Annotated in this window: 11 protein-coding genes; 5 read left to right on the top strand and 6 right to left on the bottom strand. The window is 73.0% G+C overall.

Annotated features, from left to right (window positions below; translation table 11 throughout):
- Positions 1-54: 54 nt before the first annotated feature.
- Positions 55-1,410 carry a phenylacetate--CoA ligase PaaK gene (gene paaK / locus Sfr03f_RS26600; RefSeq protein ID WP_372514402.1) on the bottom strand — a complete coding sequence of 452 codons (1,356 nt, stop codon included), beginning with the start codon at positions 1,408-1,410 and terminating at the stop codon, positions 55-57.
- 8 nt (positions 1,411-1,418) lie between these two features.
- On the bottom strand, positions 1,419-1,883 hold the full coding sequence (gene paaI, locus Sfr03f_RS26595) for a hydroxyphenylacetyl-CoA thioesterase PaaI (protein WP_108956723.1): 465 nt from the start codon (positions 1,881-1,883) through the stop codon (positions 1,419-1,421).
- Positions 1,884-2,274: 391 nt separating this feature from the next.
- Here paaI and Sfr03f_RS26590 point away from each other — a divergent pair, with 391 nt between their 5' ends.
- Positions 2,275-3,966 (top strand): carbohydrate-binding module family 20 domain-containing protein, encoded by a 1,692-nt coding sequence (locus Sfr03f_RS26590; protein WP_108956722.1) that lies wholly within the window; start codon positions 2,275-2,277, stop codon positions 3,964-3,966.
- Between the two features lie 78 nt (positions 3,967-4,044).
- On the opposite strand, the gene Sfr03f_RS26585 is transcribed toward Sfr03f_RS26590, so the two are convergent.
- Together Sfr03f_RS26585 and Sfr03f_RS26580 are read right to left on the bottom strand one after the other, a co-directional pair.
- Positions 4,045-4,995, bottom strand: a complete 951-nt coding sequence (locus tag Sfr03f_RS26585; protein ID WP_108956721.1) for an ABC transporter permease — start codon at positions 4,993-4,995, stop codon at positions 4,045-4,047.
- On the bottom strand, positions 4,992-7,631 hold the full coding sequence (locus Sfr03f_RS26580; RefSeq protein WP_170145166.1) for an alpha/beta fold hydrolase: 2,640 nt from the start codon (positions 7,629-7,631) through the stop codon (positions 4,992-4,994). The genes Sfr03f_RS26585 and Sfr03f_RS26580 overlap by 4 nt, the downstream gene beginning before the upstream one ends.
- 243 nt (positions 7,632-7,874) lie before the next feature.
- Here Sfr03f_RS26580 and Sfr03f_RS26575 point away from each other — a divergent pair, with 243 nt between their 5' ends.
- The gene (locus Sfr03f_RS26575; protein ID WP_108956719.1) at positions 7,875-10,670 is read left to right on the top strand and encodes a penicillin acylase family protein; all 2,796 of its coding nucleotides are present in this window, start codon (positions 7,875-7,877) and stop codon (positions 10,668-10,670) included.
- Positions 10,671-10,757: 87 nt separating this feature from the next.
- On the opposite strand, the gene Sfr03f_RS26570 is transcribed toward Sfr03f_RS26575, so the two are convergent.
- Positions 10,758-11,048: a zinc-ribbon domain-containing protein gene (locus Sfr03f_RS26570; RefSeq protein ID WP_108956718.1), complete on the bottom strand. Its 291-nt coding sequence runs from the start codon at positions 11,046-11,048 to the stop codon at positions 10,758-10,760.
- 199 nt (positions 11,049-11,247) lie between these two features.
- Here Sfr03f_RS26570 and Sfr03f_RS26565 point away from each other — a divergent pair, with 199 nt between their 5' ends.
- The 3 genes from Sfr03f_RS26565 (at position 11,248) to Sfr03f_RS26555 (ending at position 15,080) form a co-directional block, all read left to right on the top strand.
- Positions 11,248-12,813 (top strand): phytoene desaturase family protein, encoded by a 1,566-nt coding sequence (locus tag Sfr03f_RS26565; protein WP_108956717.1) that lies wholly within the window; start codon positions 11,248-11,250, stop codon positions 12,811-12,813.
- Positions 12,814-13,061: 248 nt separating this feature from the next.
- A complete protein-coding gene (locus Sfr03f_RS26560; RefSeq protein ID WP_245967789.1) occupies positions 13,062-13,781 on the top strand; it encodes an NPP1 family protein in 720 nt (239 codons plus the stop codon).
- 288 nt (positions 13,782-14,069) lie between these two features.
- Positions 14,070-15,080 (top strand): LacI family DNA-binding transcriptional regulator, encoded by a 1,011-nt coding sequence (locus tag Sfr03f_RS26555; protein ID WP_170145170.1) that lies wholly within the window; start codon positions 14,070-14,072, stop codon positions 15,078-15,080.
- A gap of 163 nt (positions 15,081-15,243) precedes the next feature.
- Here the strand turns inward: Sfr03f_RS26555 and Sfr03f_RS26550 are convergent, their stop codons facing one another.
- Positions 15,244-18,039 carry a glycosyl hydrolase gene (locus tag Sfr03f_RS26550; protein ID WP_108956714.1) on the bottom strand — a complete coding sequence of 932 codons (2,796 nt, stop codon included), beginning with the start codon at positions 18,037-18,039 and terminating at the stop codon, positions 15,244-15,246.
- Between the last annotated feature and the right edge of the window lie 164 nt (positions 18,040-18,203).

Here is an 18,203-nt window from a genome sequence, read left to right as displayed (position 1 = left end):
CGGTACCGGGCCGGACGCGGCGCACGGCCACCGGGGCGTGGACGCCGCCCGGGGTCACTCCTCCCGGAGGTCCTTGACCCGCTGCAGCTTGCCGACCGACCGCTCCAGCGTCTCCGGGTCGACGACCGTCACGTCCACCGTCACGCCCACGCCGTCCTTGACGCCGCGGGCCACCTCGCGGGCGGCCTCCTCGCGCCGCTCCGCGCCGGTGCCCTGCTGGGCCTCGACCAGCACCGTCATGTGGTCCATCCGGCCGCGCCGGGTGAGCCGCACCTGGAAGTGCGGGGCGAGGCCCGGGACGCGCAGGACGATCTCCTCGATCTGGGTCGGGAAGACGTTCACCCCACGGAGGATGATCATGTCGTCGCAGCGGCCGGTGATCTTCTCGATGCGGCGGAACGCGGGCCGCGCGGTGCCGGGGAGGAGCCGGGTGAGGTCGCGGGTGCGGTAACGGATCATGGGCAGCGCCTCCTTGGTGAGGCCGGTGAACACCAGCTCGCCCTCGGAGCCGTCCGGCAGGACCTCGCCGGTCACCGGGTCGACGACCTCCGGGAGGAAGTGGTCCTCCCAGACGTGCAGGCCGTCCTTGGTCTCCACGCACTCCTGCGCCACGCCGGGGCCCATCACCTCGGACAGGCCGTAGATGTCGACCGCGTGCAGGTCCGCGCGCTCCTCGATCTCGCGGCGCATCTCCTCCGTCCACGGCTCGGCCCCGAAGATGCCCACCCGCAGCGAGCTGGTGCGCGGGTCGATCCCCTGGCGCTCGAACTCGTCGAGCAGGGTGAGCATGTACGAGGGCGTGATCATGATGATCTCGGGCTGGAAGTCCTGGATGATCCGCACCTGGCGTGCCGTCATGCCGCCGGAGGCGGGGATCACGGTGCACCCGGCGCGCTCCGCGCCGTAGTGGGCGCCGAGGCCGCCCGTGAACAGGCCGTAGCCGTAACTGACGTGGACCTTGTGGCCCGGCCGCCCGCCGGCGGCACGGAGGGAGCGGGCCACCAGGTCGGACCAGGCGGATATGTCGTTGTCGGTGTAACCGACCACCGTGGGGCGGCCGGTGGTGCCGCTGGAGGCGTGGACGCGCCGCACCTCGGACATGGGGACGGCGAACATGCCGAAGGGGTAGGAGTCCCGCAGGTCGGCCTTGGTGGTGAAGGGGAAGCGGGCCAGGTCCTCGAGCGAGCGGCAGTCCTCCGGGCGGACCCCGGCCTCGTCGAACTTGCGCCGGTACGTCTCCACGTTGTCGTACGCGTGGCGCAGCGAGGCGCGCAGCCGCGTCAGCTGGAGCTCGCGCAGTCCGTCGCGGGTCAGGCGCTCCGCGTCGTCCCTCAGGGTGTGGGGGAGGGGTTCCCCGAGACGCACCGGCCGGGCGGGGCCGGACACACCGGGGGACACGCCGGCGGACATCTCGGCGGTCATCGTGCCTCCTCGGGTCCCGTGGGGCGGAGCCGGCCCGTGCCGCCGCCGACCGCGCGGCTGCGGCCGCGGAACTCCGCGACCACCTCGTCCCCGCGACGGAGCGTGACGTCGTAGATGCCGCTGCGGCCGAAGCTGGTGCGCTCCTCTGCGGTGGCCACCAGGACGTCGTGCTCGTGCACCGGGGCGACGAAGTCGATGTCGGCTCCCGCCGCGACCGTCACCGGCCCGCGGCTGTTGCAGGCGCAGGCGAAGGCGGTGTCGGCGAGGAGGAACAGGTAGCCGCCGTGGGCGATGCCGTGGCCGTTCACCATCGCGCCGGTCACCCGCATCCGGCACACGGCCGTGCCCGGACCGTGCTCCACCAGCTCGATGCCGAGGGCGGCCGAGGCCGCGTCGGCGGCGAACATCCTCTCCGCCGGACCCGGGGGATCCTGAGCGGTCTGCGTCGCGGTCTGCGTCATGGAGAACCACCACCGAGAGTTACCGACCGAACATTCGGTATTCGTGCGCAGAGGCCAGTGCTTCAGCCATGTCCGACGGCTGTCAAGAGGCGGCGGGGGAGGGTCCGGCGATCTCCGCCGGGCCCGTCGGCGGGCTCGCGGGAGTGCGGACGCGTGCGATCCGGGTGGTGACGGGCGAAGCGCCCGCATTGCTCCGGTGATCTTGGAAACGCTTGTTGCGCGAAGGGTTGACGGCTGGTCGGGCCGCTCGTACGGTCCCGATCGCACCCTCTTGCAAGAGCTTGCAGCAAGTCCCGTCGTGTTCTTGCACCGGTGTGTGACCGCGGAAGTGCCCCCGTGCTTCCGTCCGTAACGCACGCACCTTCTCCCCCTCTCCCCCCGTGGAGGACACATGGCCGGAAAGACCATGGCCGCGACTCTCGCCCTCGTGGCGGGAGCCGCCCTGGCCGTCGTGGCGGCGCCGACGACGGCGCAGGCCGCCCCGCCCGGCGACAAGGACGTCACCGCCGTCCTGTTCGAGTGGAAGTTCGCCTCGGTCGCCAAGGCGTGCACCGACCAGCTCGGACCGGCCGGCTACGGCTACGTGCAGGTCTCGCCCCCGCAGGAGCACATCCAGGGCTCCCAGTGGTGGACCTCGTACCAGCCCGTCAGCTACAGGATCGCCGGGCGCCTCGGCGACCGCACCGCGTTCAAGAGCATGATCGACACCTGCCACGCGGCGGGCGTCAAGGTCGTGGTCGACACGGTGATCAACCACATGTCGGCCGGGTCCGGCACCGGCACCGGCGGCTCCTCGTACACCAAGTACACCTACCCGGGCCTCTACTCCGCCCCGGACTTCGACAACTGCACCGCCCAGATCAGCAACTACGGCGACCGCGCGAACGTGCAGAACTGCGAGCTGGTCGGCCTGGCGGACCTGGACACCGGCGAGGACTACGTCCGCGGCAGGATCGCCGCGTACATGAACGACCTGCTCTCCCTGGGCGCCGACGGCTTCCGGGTGGACGCCGCCAAGCACATGCCCGCGGCCGACCTGGCGAACATCAAGTCGCGGCTGACCAACCCGAACGCCTACTGGAAGCAGGAGGTGATCCACGGCGCCGGCGAGGCCGTCCAGCCCGACGAGTACCTGGGCACCGGTGACGTGCAGGAGTTCCGCTACGCCCGCGACCTCAAGCGGGTGTTCACCAACGAGAACCTGGCCTACCTGAAGAACTACGGGGAGTCCTGGGGCTACCTCGGCTCCTCCAAGGCCGGCGTCTTCGTCGACAACCACGACACCGAGCGCAACGGCGAGACCCTCAACTACAAGGCCGGCGCCAGCTACACCCTCGCCAACGTCTTCATGCTGGCCTGGCCGTACGGCTCCCCGGACGTCCACTCCGGCTACGAGTTCAGCGACCACGACGCCGGCCCGCCCAACGGCGGCCAGGTGAACGCCTGTTACAGCGACGGCTGGAAGTGCCAGCACGCCTGGCGGGAGATCTCCTCCATGGTGGGCCTGCGCAACGCGGCCCGCGGCCAGGCGGTGACCAACTGGTGGGACGACGGCGGCGACCGGATCGCCTTCGGCCGCGGCAGCAAGGCCTACGTGGCCATCAACCACACGGGCACGGCGCTGTCGCGCACCTTCCAGACCTCGCTGCCCGCCGGGGACTACTGCGACGTGCAGTCCGGCCGGGCCGTCACCGTCAACTCCTCCGGGCAGTTCACCGCCACCCTGGCCGCCGAGACCGCGGTGGCCCTGCACGCCGGGGCCCGCACCTGCTCCGGCTCCGTCCAGCCGTCCGGCGGCGCCTCGTTCAAGGTGAACGCGACCACCGTCGTCGGCGAGAACATCCACGTGGCCGGCGACTGCTCGGCGCTCGGCGGCTGGGACACCGCGAAGGCGCCGAAGCTCGACCCGGCCGCCTACCCGGTCTGGAGCCTGGACGTGGCGCTGCCCGCCGGCACCACCTGCGCCTACAAGTACGTGCGCAAGAACGCCTCCGGCGCCGTCACCTGGGAGTCGGGCGGCAACCGCACCCTCACCGTGCCGTCCAGCGGCCACATCACGCTGAACGACACCTGGCGCGCCTGACCGACGCGCGGCGAAAGGGGCGGCCGGGGTGCTCGCGAGCACCCCGGCCGCCCCGTCCGCCTGCCGGGCGCGGCGCGGTCAGGACACGACGTCCTTGCGGGCGAACCCGCGGAACGCCAGGGCGAAGAGCACCAGCGCGTAGGCCACCGACACCGACATGCCCTGCAGCATCCCGTCCCAGACGACCCGCGGCTGGATGGCGTCCGCCCAGGCGAACTGCCAGTGCGCGGGCAGGAACTCGCGCCACCGGCCGAGCGCCTCCACCTGGTCCAGCACGCTGCCCGCGATGGTCAGGCCCACCGCCCCGCCCACCGCGCCCAGCGGCGCGTCGGTACGGGTGGAGAGCCAGAACGCCAGGCCGGCGGTCACCAGCTGGGACACGAACAGGTAGCCGACGACCACCGCCAGCCGCCACAGGGCGTCGGTGAGCGGCAGCGCGCCACCGGTGGGGATCCGCAGCGGGCCCCAGCCGTAGGCGACCGAGCCCACCGCGAGGGCGACCAGCGGCAGCCAGACCATCGCGGCCAGGCTCATGGCCAGCCCGACGGCCAGCTTGGACCACAGCAGCCGCATCCGGGGCACCGGAGCCGCCAGCAGGTAGCGCAGCGAGGACCAGTTGGCCTCCGAGGCCACCGTGTCGCCGCAGAACAGCGCCACCGGCACCACCAGCAGCAGGCTCGCAGAGACGAACAGGCAGGTCGCGGCGAAGTTGGCGCCCGAAGCGGTCGCCGTGTCCATCAGGTTGATCCGGCGGCCGGGCCCGTCCCCGTCGTCGCCGCCGATCGCGAAGGCCACCGCCATCACCACCGGGAGGAGCGTCAGCACGGCGCCCATGGCGAGCGTCCGGCCCCGCTTGAGCTGCCGGACGAACTCGACGCGCAGCGGAAGGGTCCGCCCCGGCCGGTAGCCCTCGGCGGTCGCGGTCGACGCCCCGCCGGTCGATGCCCCGCCGGTCGGCGCCCCGCCGGTCGACGCCCCGCCGGCCGTCGGCTCCGGGCCGGACCCGGCGAGCGTGCTCTGCGTGCTCATGCGGAGTCTCCGATCAGGGTGAGGAACGCGTCTTCCAGACGGCGGTGCGGACCCACCGACTCCACCGGGACGTCGAGCCGGACCAGCTCGGCGACCAGGCGCCCGGGGGCGGTCCCCGCCCGCAGCCGGATCACCAGCCCGTCGTCGGTGACCACCGCGGTGTCCACCTCGGGCAGCGCGGCGATCTTGTCGGCCAGCGGGGGCGCCACCGGCTCGCCGGTCCCGACCAGCAGGGTGTCGCCGGTGCCGACGATCTCCGCCACCGGACCGGCCTGCACCAGCCTGCCCTGGTCCATCACGACCAGATGCGTGCAGGTCTGCTCCACCTCGGAGAGCAGGTGGCTGGAGACGATCACGGTCCGGCCGGCGGCCGCGTACCGGATCATCACCTCGCGCATCTCACGGATCTGCGGCGGGTCGAGCCCGTTGGTGGGCTCGTCGAGGATCATCAGGTCGGGCAGCCCCAGCATGGCCTGGGCGATCGCCAGACGCTGCCGCATGCCCTGCGAGTAGGTGCGCACCGCGCGTTCCAGGGCTCCGCCGAGGCCGGCGATCTCCAGCGCCTCCTCCAGGTGGGCGTCCTCGGCCGGCCGGCCGGTGGCCCGCCAGTACAGCTCGAGGTTCTCCCGCCCCGACAGGTGCGGCAGGAAGCCGGCGCCCTCCACGAAGGCGCCCACCCGGGAGAGCACCGGTGCGCCCGGCCGGATCGCGTGGCCGAAGACCCGGACCTCTCCCTCGTCGGGCCGGATCAGCCCCATCAGCATCCGCAGCGTCGTGGTCTTGCCCGCCCCGTTGGGACCGAGCAGACCCAGCACCTGCCCCTTCTCCACGCGGAAGGAGAGGTCCCGCACCGCGTAGCGGTCGGTGGAGCCGGCGTACCGCTTGCTCAGCCCGCGGATCTCCAGCGGCACCTCGGACAGTTCGGGCGAGGGCGCCGGCACGGCCGTGCGGCGGCGGCCGGCGAACAGCAGCGCCAGCGCGATCAGCAGGCCCGCCAGCGGCAGCCACCAGACACGGGCCGGCAGCGGGGCCTCGGCCGCCCGCACGTCCTTCGCGGTCGGCACCATCAGGTCGCCCCGCAGGGAGACCGAGTACGTCGCCGGTGCGGCGGGCGAGGAGTAGGCGAGGTCCGTGGAGGCCAGGACCAGACGCAGCCGGTGCCCGGCGCTGACCTCGTGGTCGATGACCGGCAGAGAGATCCGGACGTCCTGCCCGGAGGGCACCCGCAGCGGGGTGACCAGCTGGGAGGGCAGGACCTGCCGGCGGCCGTCGGGGCCGACGTCGTAGACCTTGGCGAAGAGCACCGCGTCGTCGGTGCTGGACTCGACGTGCACGGTGGCGGTGGGGGAGCCGGTGATCCGCAGGTCCTTCGTCAGCGGCCGCGAATCGAACGCGGCGAACTGGCCGGGGATGTCCAGGGAGGTGTCGACGCCCAGCGAGGAGAGCTGGGCCATCCCGCCGCCCGCGGCCAGGCCGGGCAGCGAGGAGACGGCGGGCGGCGCGGCGCCCGCCGGGTTGTCGATGCGCTGCTGCTTCCCGGCGAGCGGGAACCGCAGGAGGCCGGCGTTCAGCCCCGGGTACTCCTCGCCCGTCGCCCCGGTGTACCGGACGTCGCCGTCCCGGGAGTCCACCCCGCCGGCGCGGGTGACACGGAAGGCGGGCCCGGTGTCCGTCTTCCGCTCGCCCTTGAGGTAGCGGTCGAACCAGGCCTCGGTGCGGGCCTGGACCCGCTCACCCTCCGCGCTGCCGCCGTCGTGCCCGCCGGCCAGCCAGTCCACGGCCACCGGAGCGCCGTTCGCCCGGATGGCCCGCGCGGCGGCGTCCGACTGGTCCAGCGGGAAGAGCGAGTCGCTCTGGCCCTGCATGAGGAGCGTCGGCGCCTCGATGCGGTCGGCCACCGTCACCGGACTGCGCCCCGCCAGCAGTTCCATGGCCTCGACGTCCGGCTTCCCGGACTGCGCGACCCGCTCGTACATGCGGCACAGCTCGTCCTCGAAGTGGGAGCAGCCGCCGCCCGAGCTGATGAAGGTGCCCGCCCACAGCTTCTTGAAGACGCCGTTGGGAAAGAACGCGTCGGACAGGTTCCAGTAGGTGATCGCCGGGGCCAGCGCGTCGACGCGGCCGTCGTGTCCGGCGGCCAGCAGGGCGATCGCCCCGCCGTAGGAGGCGCCGGCGGCGCCGACCCGGGGGTCGCCCTCGCCGTCCAGCTGCACCTCGGGGCGGGTGGCCAGCCAGTCGATCAGCCGGGAGACGTCGGCGACCTCGGCCTTCGGGTCGTTGATCCCGATCTTCCCGGTCGACCGGCCGAAGCCGCGGGCCGACCAGGTCAGCACCGCGTAGCCGTGCCGGGCGAAGTCCTCCGCCTGCGCGCGCACCTCTCCCTTGTCGCCGCCGAAGCCGTGCCCGAGGAGCACCGCGGGGCGGCGTTCGCCGGACGGGCCGGCGGTGTAGTAGGAGGTGTCGATCCGCACCCCGCCGTCCATCGTCATCATCCGCGCGGTGTGCCGCACCGGGGGCGCGTCGTCCCCGGAGGCCGTCGCCGCCGTTCCGACGGCCGCGGCGCCCGCCAGCACGACGGCGGCCGCGGCCGCCGCGGGCACACGCTTCCGTGGCCACCTGGGCAATCGAAGATCCATGCGGAACACCCTACGGGTGGTTTCCCCGCGCCCTGCCCGCACCCGGTCACCGGCCCCCGCGCCACGGGTCGTCGCGAGCCGTGGTGCACGGTGGCCGGCCCCGTGGTCCGTGGGCGCGATTACCCTCCACCCGTTCCCCACAAACCCCGCGAAGCCTGCGCGGAAGTTGGCGCACGGGCCATCTTCACCCGCGGGGATACCGGCGGTAACCTCCTGGCCCTGTCCCCGTCGGGAGGAGCTGCCGTGAGACGGCACACCCCACGCACCGCCCCTGACAGACGAGCCGCCCGCAGGCTTCCGGTCCTGCTCACCGGCGCGATGATCGGCGCCCTGCTGGCCCCCGCCTTCCCGTCCGCCGCCGCCCCCGCCGCCCCCGCCGCCCCCGCACCCGCCGCGGCCGCGGCGGTGGCCGACCACTGCGGCGACGGCTGCTCGGACATCCTGCCGCCCGGCGCGGACGGCACCGCCACCCTCGCGGAGATCCTGCTCGACCAGACCGTCAACACCGTCCCGGCGCACAGCGACGACCAGCTCGGCCCCTACGCGGACCTGGCCACCGGCTATCCGGAGCTGACCGAGTCCACCATCGGGAAGTTCTTCAACGACGCCTCCTTCGGCGTCCCCGCCGACCAGGTCGCCTCCACCAAGCGGCCCGCCGGACGCACCGACGTCACCATCGTCCGCGACAAGGCCACCGGCGTCCCCCACATCACCGGCACCACCCGCTACGGCACCGAGTTCGGCGCCGGGTACGCCGCCGCCGAGGACCGGCTGTGGCTGATGGACGTCTTCCGTCACGTCGGCCGGGGACAGCTCACCTCCTTCGCGGGCGGCGCCCCGGGCAACCAGGCGCTGGAGCAGGAGTTCTGGCGCTCGGCGCCCTACACCGAGGCCGAGCTCCAGGCCCAGATCGACCGGGTGGCCGCCGAGAACGGCGAACGCGGCCGCCAGGCCCTCGCGGACGCGCAGGCCTACGTGGACGGCATCAACGCCTACGTCACCGCCTCCGACAAGGGCCGCTACTTCCCCGGCGAGTACGTGCTCACCGGCCACAAGGACGCGATCCTCAACCTCGGGAAGATCCAGCCCTTCAAGCTGACCGACCTGGTGGCCCTGGCCTCCGTCGTCGGCGCGCTCTTCGGCTCCGGTGGCGGGGGCGAGGTCGACAACGCCCTCTCGCTGCTCGCCGCGCAGTCCCGCTACGGCGTCCAGGAGGGCACCCGCGTCTGGGAGTCCTTCCGCGAACGCGACGACCCGGAGGCGGCGGTCACCGTGCGCGGCGCCCGCTTCCCCTACGCCGGCAGGCCCGCCGACCCGCAGGGGACGGCGCTGCCCGACCCGGGCTCGGTGACCCGCGCCCCGCTGGTGTACGACCGCACCGGCAGCGCCGCCACGGCGAAGGCGGACGCCGCCGCCGAGGCCGCCGCCAAGGCCGCCGTCGGATCGGCCAGGCGCGGCATGTCCAACGCGCTGGTGGTCAGCGGCGAGCACACCGCGAGCGGCCGCCCCGTCGCCGTCTTCGGCCCGCAGACCGGCTACTTCGCGCCCCAGCTGCTGATGCTCCAGGAGATCCAGGGCCCGGGTCTCAGCGCCCGCGGCGCCTCCTTCGCCGGACTGTCGATGTACGTCCAGCTCGGCCGCGGCCAGGACTACGCCTGGTCCGCCACCACCTCGGCCCAGGACATCGTCGACACCTACGCCGTCGAACTGTGCCAGGACGACTACCACTACCTGTTCCACGGTCAGTGCGTGGCCATGGAGAAGGTGGAGCACACCAATTCCTGGAAGCCCACCGTCGCCGACTCCACCGCCGCCGGCTCCTACCGGATGCGCGCCTGGCTGACCAAGTACGGACCGGTCGAGTACCGGGCCACCGTCGGAGGCAAGAAGGTCGCCTACACCAGCCTGCGCACCTCCTACCGGCACGAGGTCGACTCGATCGTCGGCTTCCAGATGCTCAACGACCCCGGTCACGTCACCGGCCCGGAGACCTTCCAGCAGGCGGCGCAGCACATCAACTTCACCTTCAACTGGTTCTACGCCGACTCCACCCGCACCGCGTACTACAACAGCGGTGACAACCCCGTCCGGGCCACCGGCGTGGACCCGGACTTCCCCGCCTGGGCCGACGCCCGCTACGAGTGGCGGAACTGGAACGCGGAGGACAACCGGGCCTCCTACACCCCGCCGGCCCAGCACCCGCAGTCCCTCGACCAGGACTACTACATCTCCTGGAACAACAAACTGGCCCACGGCTACACCGCCGCCTCCTGGGGCAACGGCTCCGTCCACCGCGGCGACCTGCTCGACGACCGGGTCCGGGCACTCGTCCAGGCCGGGAACGTCACCCGGGCCTCGCTCACCCGCGCCATGGCGCAGGCCGGCCTCGCCGACCTGCGCGCCGAACAGGTGCTGCCCAAGCTCCTCAAGGTGCTCCGCAGCGGCCCCGTCGACGACCCGGCCGTCACCGACGCCGTCGCCAAGCTGTCCGCCTGGAACGCGGCCGGCTCCCTGCGCACCGAGACCTCACGCGGCTCGAAGCGGTACGCGCACGCCGAGGCGATCCGGATCCTGGACGCCTGGTGGCCGCTGCTGGTCAAGGCCGAGTTCGGGCCCGGCCTCGGGGACGACCTCTACGCGGCCCTCGAGGCCAACCTGCCCGTCGACGAACCGCCGGGCGCCTCGCACGGACCCACCGGCGGGCACGCGGGCAGCGCCTTCCAGTACGGCTGGTGGAGCTACGTCGACAAGGACGTCCGCGCCGTGCTCGGTGAGAAGGTGGAGGGCGGCCTGGCCCGCGCCTACTGCGGGGCCGGCGACCTCGCCGGGTGCCGGGGCGTGCTCGCCCGCACCCTCAAGGAGGCGGCCGGACGCACCGCCGCCCAGGTCTACCCGGGCGACGAGCACTGCGCCGCGGGGGACCAGTGGTGCGCCGACGCCGTGATCCACCGGGCGCTGGGCGGCATCACCCACGCCCCGATCAGCTGGCAGAACCGGCCCACCTACCAGCAGGTCGTCGAGTTCGCGTCCCACCGGTAGGAGGCGGGGCCGCACCGCCCTGGAGGACGTACCGACACCCGGGGGCGGCGGACCGTGGCCACTGCCCCGGCCCGCCGCCCCCGAGGATCAGGACTGGTACGGCTGCTGCTGCGAGCTGCCCTGGACCGGGTTGCCGTGCCCGCCCGCAGCGCCCGCCTGCAGCTGGTCCGCCTCCGCGCTGCTCAACCGCCGCTGCGCCCCGCAGAAGGTGCACTGCGTGGAGTACTTCACCGAGACGGGGAAGAGCGGCACGAAGAACAGGGTGAACTTCGTGACGTGCTTGCGCAGCGCGTGCGCGGAGGGGTTGCCGCAGTTCCCGCAGACCAGCGTCAGCATGGCCAGCTGGTACAGGTAGCCCTTGGTACCGAAAATGATCATCGTATGGTCCTTCCCCCTGGCGGCGTGCGCTCACAGTACCCGCAGTGGCCGAACGTGTCCCTGGGGCCGCCGGGTTCCCCCGCTCACGGGCCCGCCCGCCCTCCGCGTACACCTACCGGGTCACCGCGGGAGCTCCACCCATGCACGGGCATGGGCCTGCGGCGCTCGGTGGGGGAGGGTGGGCGCCATGACATCGATCATGACAAGCCGCACCGCCTACGACGTCGTCGTGGTCGGCGGCGGCCACAACGGGCTCGCCGCGGCCGCCTACCTCGCCCGGGCCGGACTCTCCGTCGCCGTGCTGGAGCGCCTGGACCGCACCGGCGGGGCCGCCGTCTCCGCCCAGGCCTTCACGGGGCGGCCCACCCGGCTGTCCCGGTACTCCTACCTGGTGTCCCTGATGCCCGAGCGGATCATGGAGGACCTGGGACTGGAGCTCGAGCTCGCCTCCCGCTCCACCGCCTCCTACACCCCGGTCCTGCGCGACGGGCGGCCCGGTGGACTGCTGGTGGAACGGCCCGAGGGACCGGCCACCCGCGAGAGCTTCCGCCGGCTGACCGGGTCGGACGCCGAGTACGAGGCGTGGAGCGACTTCTACACCCGCCTCGGCGGCCTCGCCGAGGTGCTGGCGCCCACCCTCACCGAACCGCTGCCGAGGGAGGGCGAGCTGCGGCGGCGCGTCGATCCCGGCCTCTGGGAGGAGATCGTGCGGCGGCCGCTCGGCGAGGCGCTGGAGCGGCGGTTCGCCGACGGCACCGTCCGCGGAGTGGTGGCCACCGACGCCCTGATCGGCACCTTCGCCGCCCTCGACGACCCCCGGCTGATCCAGAACCGCTGCTTCCTCTACCACCTGATCGGCAACGGCACCGGGGAGTGGCGCGTGCCGGTCGGCGGGATGGGCGCGGTCACCGAAGCCCTGGCCGCCTCGGCGCTGCGGGCCGGCGCCGAGCTGGTGACGGGCGCCGAGGTCACCGCCGTGCGGCCCGCGGCCGACGGCGCCGAGGTCGAGATCGCCGGAGGGGCCGTCCTGCGGGCGCGGTTCGTCCTCTCCAACGCAGCGCCCTGGGTGCTCGACGGGCTGCTCGGCGAGACGCGCGACCCGGCGGACAAGCCGGTGGGTTCCCAACTGAAGATCAACTTCCTGCTGGACCGGCTGCCGCGCCTGAAGTCCGGGGCCGATCCCCGCGTCGCCTTCGCGGGCACCCTCCACCTCGACGAGGACTGGGACGACCTGGAAGCCGCGCACGCCGAGGCCTCGGCCGGCCGGGTGCCGCGGCGGCTGCCCGGCGAGGTGTACTGCCACTCGCTCACCGACCCGTCGATCCTGGGCGACGTCCCCGAAGGCACCCACACCCTCACCTACTTCGGCCTCCACCTCCCGGCCACCCTCTTCGCCGACCCGGCCACCCGCGCCGAACGCAAGGCGGAGGCCGTACGCCGCGCCGTCGCCTCCCTCGACCAGCACCTGCTCGACCCGATCGAGTCGGTGGTCGCCCGCGACGGCGACGGGCGGCCCTGCGTGGAGGCCAAGATCCCGCAGGACGTCGAGGCGGACGTCGCCATGCCGGGCGGCCACATCTTCCACGGAGACCTGGCCTGGCCCTGGGCCGCGGACGACGCCGACCTGTCCACCCCGGCCGCCCGCTGGGGCGTGGCCACCCGCCACCCCTCGGTGCTGCTCTGCGGCTCCGGCGCGGTCCGCGGCGGTGCGGTCTCCGCACTCGGCGGCCACAACGCGGCGATGGCGGTGCTGGAGCAGGCCTGATCACGGCGCGGCGGGGACGGAGTTGGGCCGTTTTTCATGAGCACGTCATTCCCCGGGGCCTCCGGGACCGGCAGAGTGTCCTGTGCACGCGTCGCGCACCCACGGGTGCGTCACATCCCTTCTCCGGCCGACGAGTTGAGGAGACCGCCTTGCCAGGACGACGCCCTTCCCCGGTCAGATCCCGCTCCGCCCGCCCCCGCCGTCCCCGCCGCGCGGGGCGGGCGCTCGGCACCCTCGGCGGCGCCCTCGTGCTGCTGCTCGCCGTCGCCGGCCCCGCCCAGGCCGCCCCGCCCGCCGCCCTGCCGGTGAACGCCACGTCGCTCGAGCTGCGCTTCCAGCCCGCGCTGGACTACGACAAGGACGGCTGCTACTCCACCCCGGCCATCGGACCCGACGGCTCGCTCAACGGCGGCCTCAACCCCACCGGCGCCCTCAACGGCAACTGCCGCGACGACTTCGACCTGGGCAACACCAACGCCTACTCCCGGGCCACCTGCAACAACGGCTGGTGCGCGGTGCTCTACGGCCTCTACTTCGAGAAGGACCAGGCCCTGGCCGGCACCAGCATCGGCGGCCACCGGCACGACTGGGAACACATCGTGGTCTGGGTCGAGCAGGCCACCGACACCGCCCGCCACGTGGCCACGTCGAACCACGGCGACTTCACCGTGCACAGCCGGGACCGCATCCCCTGGGAGGGCGCCCACCCCAAGGTCGTCTACCACAAGGACGGCATCGGCACGCACTGCTTCCGGGCGGCCACGGCGAACGACGAGCCGCCGGAGAACCACCGGGGTGCCTGGCAGTACCCGGCGCTGGTCGGCTGGAACGGCTACCCGGCCGGGCTGCGCGACAAGCTCGCCCAGGCGAACTGGGGCAGCGCCAACTTCGGTTTGAAGGACAGCAGTTACCTCTCCCACCTGGAGAAGGCGAAGCCCGCGGGCATCCCCTTCGTGCCCGCCCTCTGACCGGCGGTCCGGTCCTGGACAGCGAGGGCGCCCGTCCGCGTGACCGTGGACGGGCGCCCTCGCGGCGTGGTGTCCTCGGCGGCGGACGGGACCGGGGTCCGGTCGCGGGCCCCGGGTGACGCCGGGCGGCGGGCCGCTCCCGGGTCACGGTTCGGCGGCCCCTCGTGCAAGCGCTCTCAGTCGGGCGACCGGAAGCGCCTATCCTGGTCCGCGCCGGGTGACCGGCGCGGCATCGGGCGAAGGAGCCCGCGGACGCAGACAAGGAGCCCACCGTTGCCCGAGCAGACCATGGGACCCCGTCCGACGCTCGAGGCGGTCGCGGCGCGCGCCGGAGTGTCCCGGGCGACGGTCTCCCGCGTGGTCAACGGCGCCGTGGGGGTGCGGCCGCCGCTCGTCGACAAGGTCCGCAAGGCGGTGGAGGAGCTGGGGTACGTCCCCAACCACGCCGCCCGGTCGCTGGTGACCCGGCGCACCGGCGCGGTCGCCGTGATCATCGCGGAACCCGAGTTCCGGGTGTTCTCCGACCCGTTCTTCGAGCAGCAGATCCGCGGCATCAGCCGCGAACTCAGCGCACACAGCGCCCAGTTGGTGCTGCTGTGGGTGGAGGGCGCCGGCGAGCACGAGCGGATCGCCCGCTACCTGGAGGGCGGCCACGTGGACGGCGCGCTCGCCTTCTCGCTGCACAAGGACGACCAACTGGCGTCACTGATAGCCCGTACCAGGATCCCGGCGGTCTTCGGAGGCCGCCCCGCCCCGGGCGCCGGTCCCCTCGCCCCGTTCGTCGACTGCGACAACCGCGGGGGCGCGCGGGAGGCGGTGCGCCACCTGGTGTCGCTGGGCCGCCGCCGGATCGCCCACATCGCCGGCCCGCGCGACAAGATCGCCGCCCTCGACCGGATCGACGGTTACCGGGACGTGCTGGTCGACGCCCCCGAAGAGCTCCTGTGGCAGGGCGACTTCACCGAGGAGAGCGGCGCCCGCGCGATGGCCGGCCTGCTGGACCGGTGCCCCGGTCTGGACGGGGTCTTCGTGGCCAACGACCTGATGGCCGCGGGCGCGCTGCGCACGCTGCGCGAGCGGGGCGTGCGGGTGCCGCAGGACGTGGCGGTGGTCGGGTTCGACGACATGGCCGCCGTCACCGGGGTCACCGACCCGCCGCTGACCACCGTGCGCCAGGACATCGAAGGGATGGGCCGGCTGATGGTCAGGCTGCTGATGCGGCTGCTGGACCGCCCGGGCGACGAGGCGCCGGCGTCCGTGATCACCCCGACCACCCTGGTCCGCCGGGCCACCGCCTGACCGGCCCGCGAGACCCCGGGGGACAGCGGCGGGCGGCGGTCACCGGCCGGAACCGGTGACCGCCGCCCTGAACGCCGCGGTCGTCTCGATCTTCTCGATCTTCGCGGTCGTCGCGGTGTCGCGGTCCTCGCGACCGCTGTGATCACCGCGCTCGTCGCGCCCGTCAGCTGAAGGGGATCACCACCACGGAGGTGTCGGTGCCCGTCTGCAGCCGGGAGTCGGCGTTGCCGATGGCGCTCCAGACCTCCAGCCGCACCGTGCCGTTGCGCAGGTTGCCCAGCGTGCCGGTGGCGGACTTCAGGCCGCGGGTCTGGTCGTAGCGCTCCCAGCCCGTCACCGGGTCGGTGGCGAAGTAGGTGTACGTCTCCGTCCGGTCGAAGGTGCCGTCACCGGTCAGGTCGTAGCTGACGCGGGCCTGTTGGCCGAGCCCCACCGAGGTGCCGGCGTCCACGGCCAGGCGGAAGGAGGTCGAACCGCCCGAGGTGTACGTGCCGTTGACGTTCTTGACCTCGTAGACCAGAGGCCGGTACGGCGTGCCGTCGTGGTTGGCGCCGCCGGCCGACGGGATCGTGTCACTGGCCGCCGAGCTGCCGGTCGCCGTGGTCAGCACGCCGCCGGTCCGCAGCTGGAAGGTGTTCCCCGAGGCCGGGGGAGTGCCCGGGTCGGTACCGCCGCCGGGCCCGGTGCCCGTCGCGGTGGACCGCGCCGGCACGCTGAGCGTCCGGCCGTCGGAGAAGGTGACCGTGCGCGCGGAGGACCCGTGGTTGTGCGCCACGTAGGTGCGGGTCCCGTTCTTGGAGAAGACGGCCGAGACGGGGATGTCGCCGGTCACCGAGGTGTCGGGCGCTCCCATCGAGTCCAGCCCCACGATCCAGTGGTAGGTGTGGGCCTTCGACTCGCCGGCCTCCGGGGTGTAGCCGGCGTTCCCCGCGTCCCACTTGGACTTCGCCGTCGCCGGGTCGGCCAGGGACTGGAACTCCCACAGGATGTCCCGCCACTCGACCGCGGGACCACCGTTCTCCCGCTCCATCTCGGCGATGTTGCGCCGGATCGCCGCCTTGTGCGCGCCCAGGTGCAGCGAGCCCCCCGCGGTGACCGGGAGGACGTTGATGCCGTGGATCTCCTCGGGGTTGGCCGTCCACCAGGTCGAGTAGGCGGCGCCGCTGCCCCAGACCATGCCGACGGTGTCGTGCGTGTAGGAGCCGGGGAAGACCTGCTGGTCCTTGTCGAACCAGTACTGGGCGATCGCCTCGCTCTCCGTGGTGAGCAGGTACGTGCCCAGGTCGCGCAGCGAGTTGTCCCCGGTCGCCGAGCCGTACAGCACCAGGGCCGCGCTGAGGTTGGTGGACTCCGAGGAGGACTCCTGGTTGTTGCCGGCCGCGAAGCCCTGGTGGCCGGAGGCCCAGCTGTGCCCGGCGTACACGTCGAAGCCGCGCAGGAAGGGGAAGGAGCTGTCGGTGCGGCTCGGGTTGGCGGTGTCGCGGACCAGCGCCTTGACCATGCCGCCCCAGGCGGAGTCCGCGGCCCACGACGGGTCGTACTGGGCGACGATCGCGGCGGCGTGGACGTAGTAGCCGTAGTGGAAGTGGTGGTCGTTGAGCTCGGCGTCGCTGCCGTAGGAGGCGGGGTAGCCGATCAGCGTCCGCCAGTCGCGGTCGTAGGAGAACTCGCTCGCGCCGCCGGCGGTGAACCACTCCTGGAGACGGCCCTTCAGCAGGGAGATCAGGCGGTCGCGGACCGCGGTCTCACCGATCTGGTCGGCGACCGGGACCAGTTGCGCGAGCTTCCCGAGCGCCTTGCCGGTCCAGTACGTGTCGGTCGCCCCGGAGAACGGATCGGAGGCGTTCACGACGTCGTTCAGGTAACCGCGCAGGCGGGCGTTGTCGATCGCGCTGCCGCGCGGGAGCTGGGGCAGCACCGGGGCGGAGCGCATGCTCGTCGTGAAGGAGGCGCCCTCACGGACCTTCATCGTGCCGCGCGGCGAGACGTAGGTGTACGAGGTGAGCGCGTCCGAGGTGTACAGCCACTGGTGCCGGTACAGGGCCTGCAGCGTGCCGCGCTCGGAGCCCTCCTTGGCCTCGGTGGTCAGCGCGTAGGTGGCCTTGACCGTGCCGGAGGCGTAGCTCCAGTCGACCTTCGACCCGGTGACGAAACTGAACGCGTACTTGCGGTACGTCGCCAGCGCGTCGGTCGAGGGGAGCACGGCGAGGGAGAAGTAGTCCTTGCCGGCGAGACCGGCGGTGATCTCCGTGCCGGAGACGTTCCAGTCGGCGCCGGTCGGCGCGAAGAGGGCGTAGTGGTGGCCCCCGACGGTGATGCCGAGGACGTTGCCCTGGTCGGAGAAGACGGTGGGCGTCGACGCGGTGCTGATCCGGGCGTTGCCGCCGGACCCCTGGGCGTACACGAAGGGCATGCCGTGGCCGATGGTGGTGCGCAGGGTGCGCGAGCCGTCGGACCAGTAGGGGGTGACGGTCCAGTCGGACCAGGAGTCCGCCTTGGTGTCGGGGGAGTTGAGTCCGGTCAGGCCGAGGGTCAGGTCGCGCTTGTGGGCGAACTCGTACTGCCGGCCTTCGCCGACGATCGCCGCGCTGGTCGGGTAGCCGACCTCCAGTCCGCCGGAGACGGCCTGGTAGGTGAGCGGGTGACCGTACATGGGGGTCGAGTACGGGTTGTCGCCGTACCGCTGGAAGGCGAGCGAGGACCACCAGTCGTTGGTGGGGACCGGCTTGCCCTGGGCGGCGGCGGTCACCTTGGGCTTGACGGCGGAGCCGGTGTTGGTGGTGGGGCCGGAGGTTCCGGCCGGCCGGGTGTCGGAATAACTTCCGGCGCCCACGGGAACGGTGGCGGCCGCCGCGGGGGCGGCGGCCGGACCGAGCCCGACGGCGGCCAGCGACGCGGCCACGACCAGCACGGACGCCGGTCGCAAGGCCCGCGGGGGCCGAAGGGGGAGGGCTGGCATGGGGGACACCTCTTGTCATGACGGGGGGATCGTCGGGACGTGCTGGAACGGGGGGAGGAACTGCTCCGCGGAGGTTCCGGGAACGCCCTAGAGAGCGCTCTCAGGAACGCGGGAAACGTAGGGCCCCCCGAGGTGGGTGTCAACACTTGACGCACAGTCAGGCA

Origin of the sequence: Streptomyces fragilis (genome assembly GCF_003112515.1) — a bacterium.
In the GTDB taxonomy this organism is placed as follows: Bacteria; Actinomycetota; Actinomycetes; order Streptomycetales; family Streptomycetaceae; genus Streptomyces; species Streptomyces fragilis.
Note: the sequence above shows the minus strand (reverse complement) of the source record. Positions and strands in the feature narration are given on the sequence as shown.

Bases quoted from the DNA above. Each gene is read 5' to 3' on its own strand.
- paaK (WP_372514402.1), bottom strand. From the start codon at position 1,410: ATGTCCGCCGGCGTGTCCCCCGGTGTGTCCGGCCCCGCCCGGCCGGTG.
- paaI (WP_108956723.1), bottom strand. From the start codon at position 1,883: ATGACGCAGACCGCGACGCAGACCGCTCAGGATCCCCCGGGTCCGGCG.
- Sfr03f_RS26590 (WP_108956722.1), top strand. From the start codon at position 2,275: ATGGCCGGAAAGACCATGGCCGCGACTCTCGCCCTCGTGGCGGGAGCC.
- Sfr03f_RS26585 (WP_108956721.1), bottom strand. From the start codon at position 4,995: ATGAGCACGCAGAGCACGCTCGCCGGGTCCGGCCCGGAGCCGACGGCC.
- Sfr03f_RS26580 (WP_170145166.1), bottom strand. From the start codon at position 7,631: ATGGATCTTCGATTGCCCAGGTGGCCACGGAAGCGTGTGCCCGCGGCG.
- Sfr03f_RS26570 (WP_108956718.1), bottom strand. From the start codon at position 11,048: ATGATCATTTTCGGTACCAAGGGCTACCTGTACCAGCTGGCCATGCTG.
- Sfr03f_RS26565 (WP_108956717.1), top strand. From the start codon at position 11,248: ATGACAAGCCGCACCGCCTACGACGTCGTCGTGGTCGGCGGCGGCCAC.
- Sfr03f_RS26555 (WP_170145170.1), top strand. From the start codon at position 14,070: ATGGGACCCCGTCCGACGCTCGAGGCGGTCGCGGCGCGCGCCGGAGTG.
- Sfr03f_RS26550 (WP_108956714.1), bottom strand. From the start codon at position 18,039: ATGCCAGCCCTCCCCCTTCGGCCCCCGCGGGCCTTGCGACCGGCGTCC.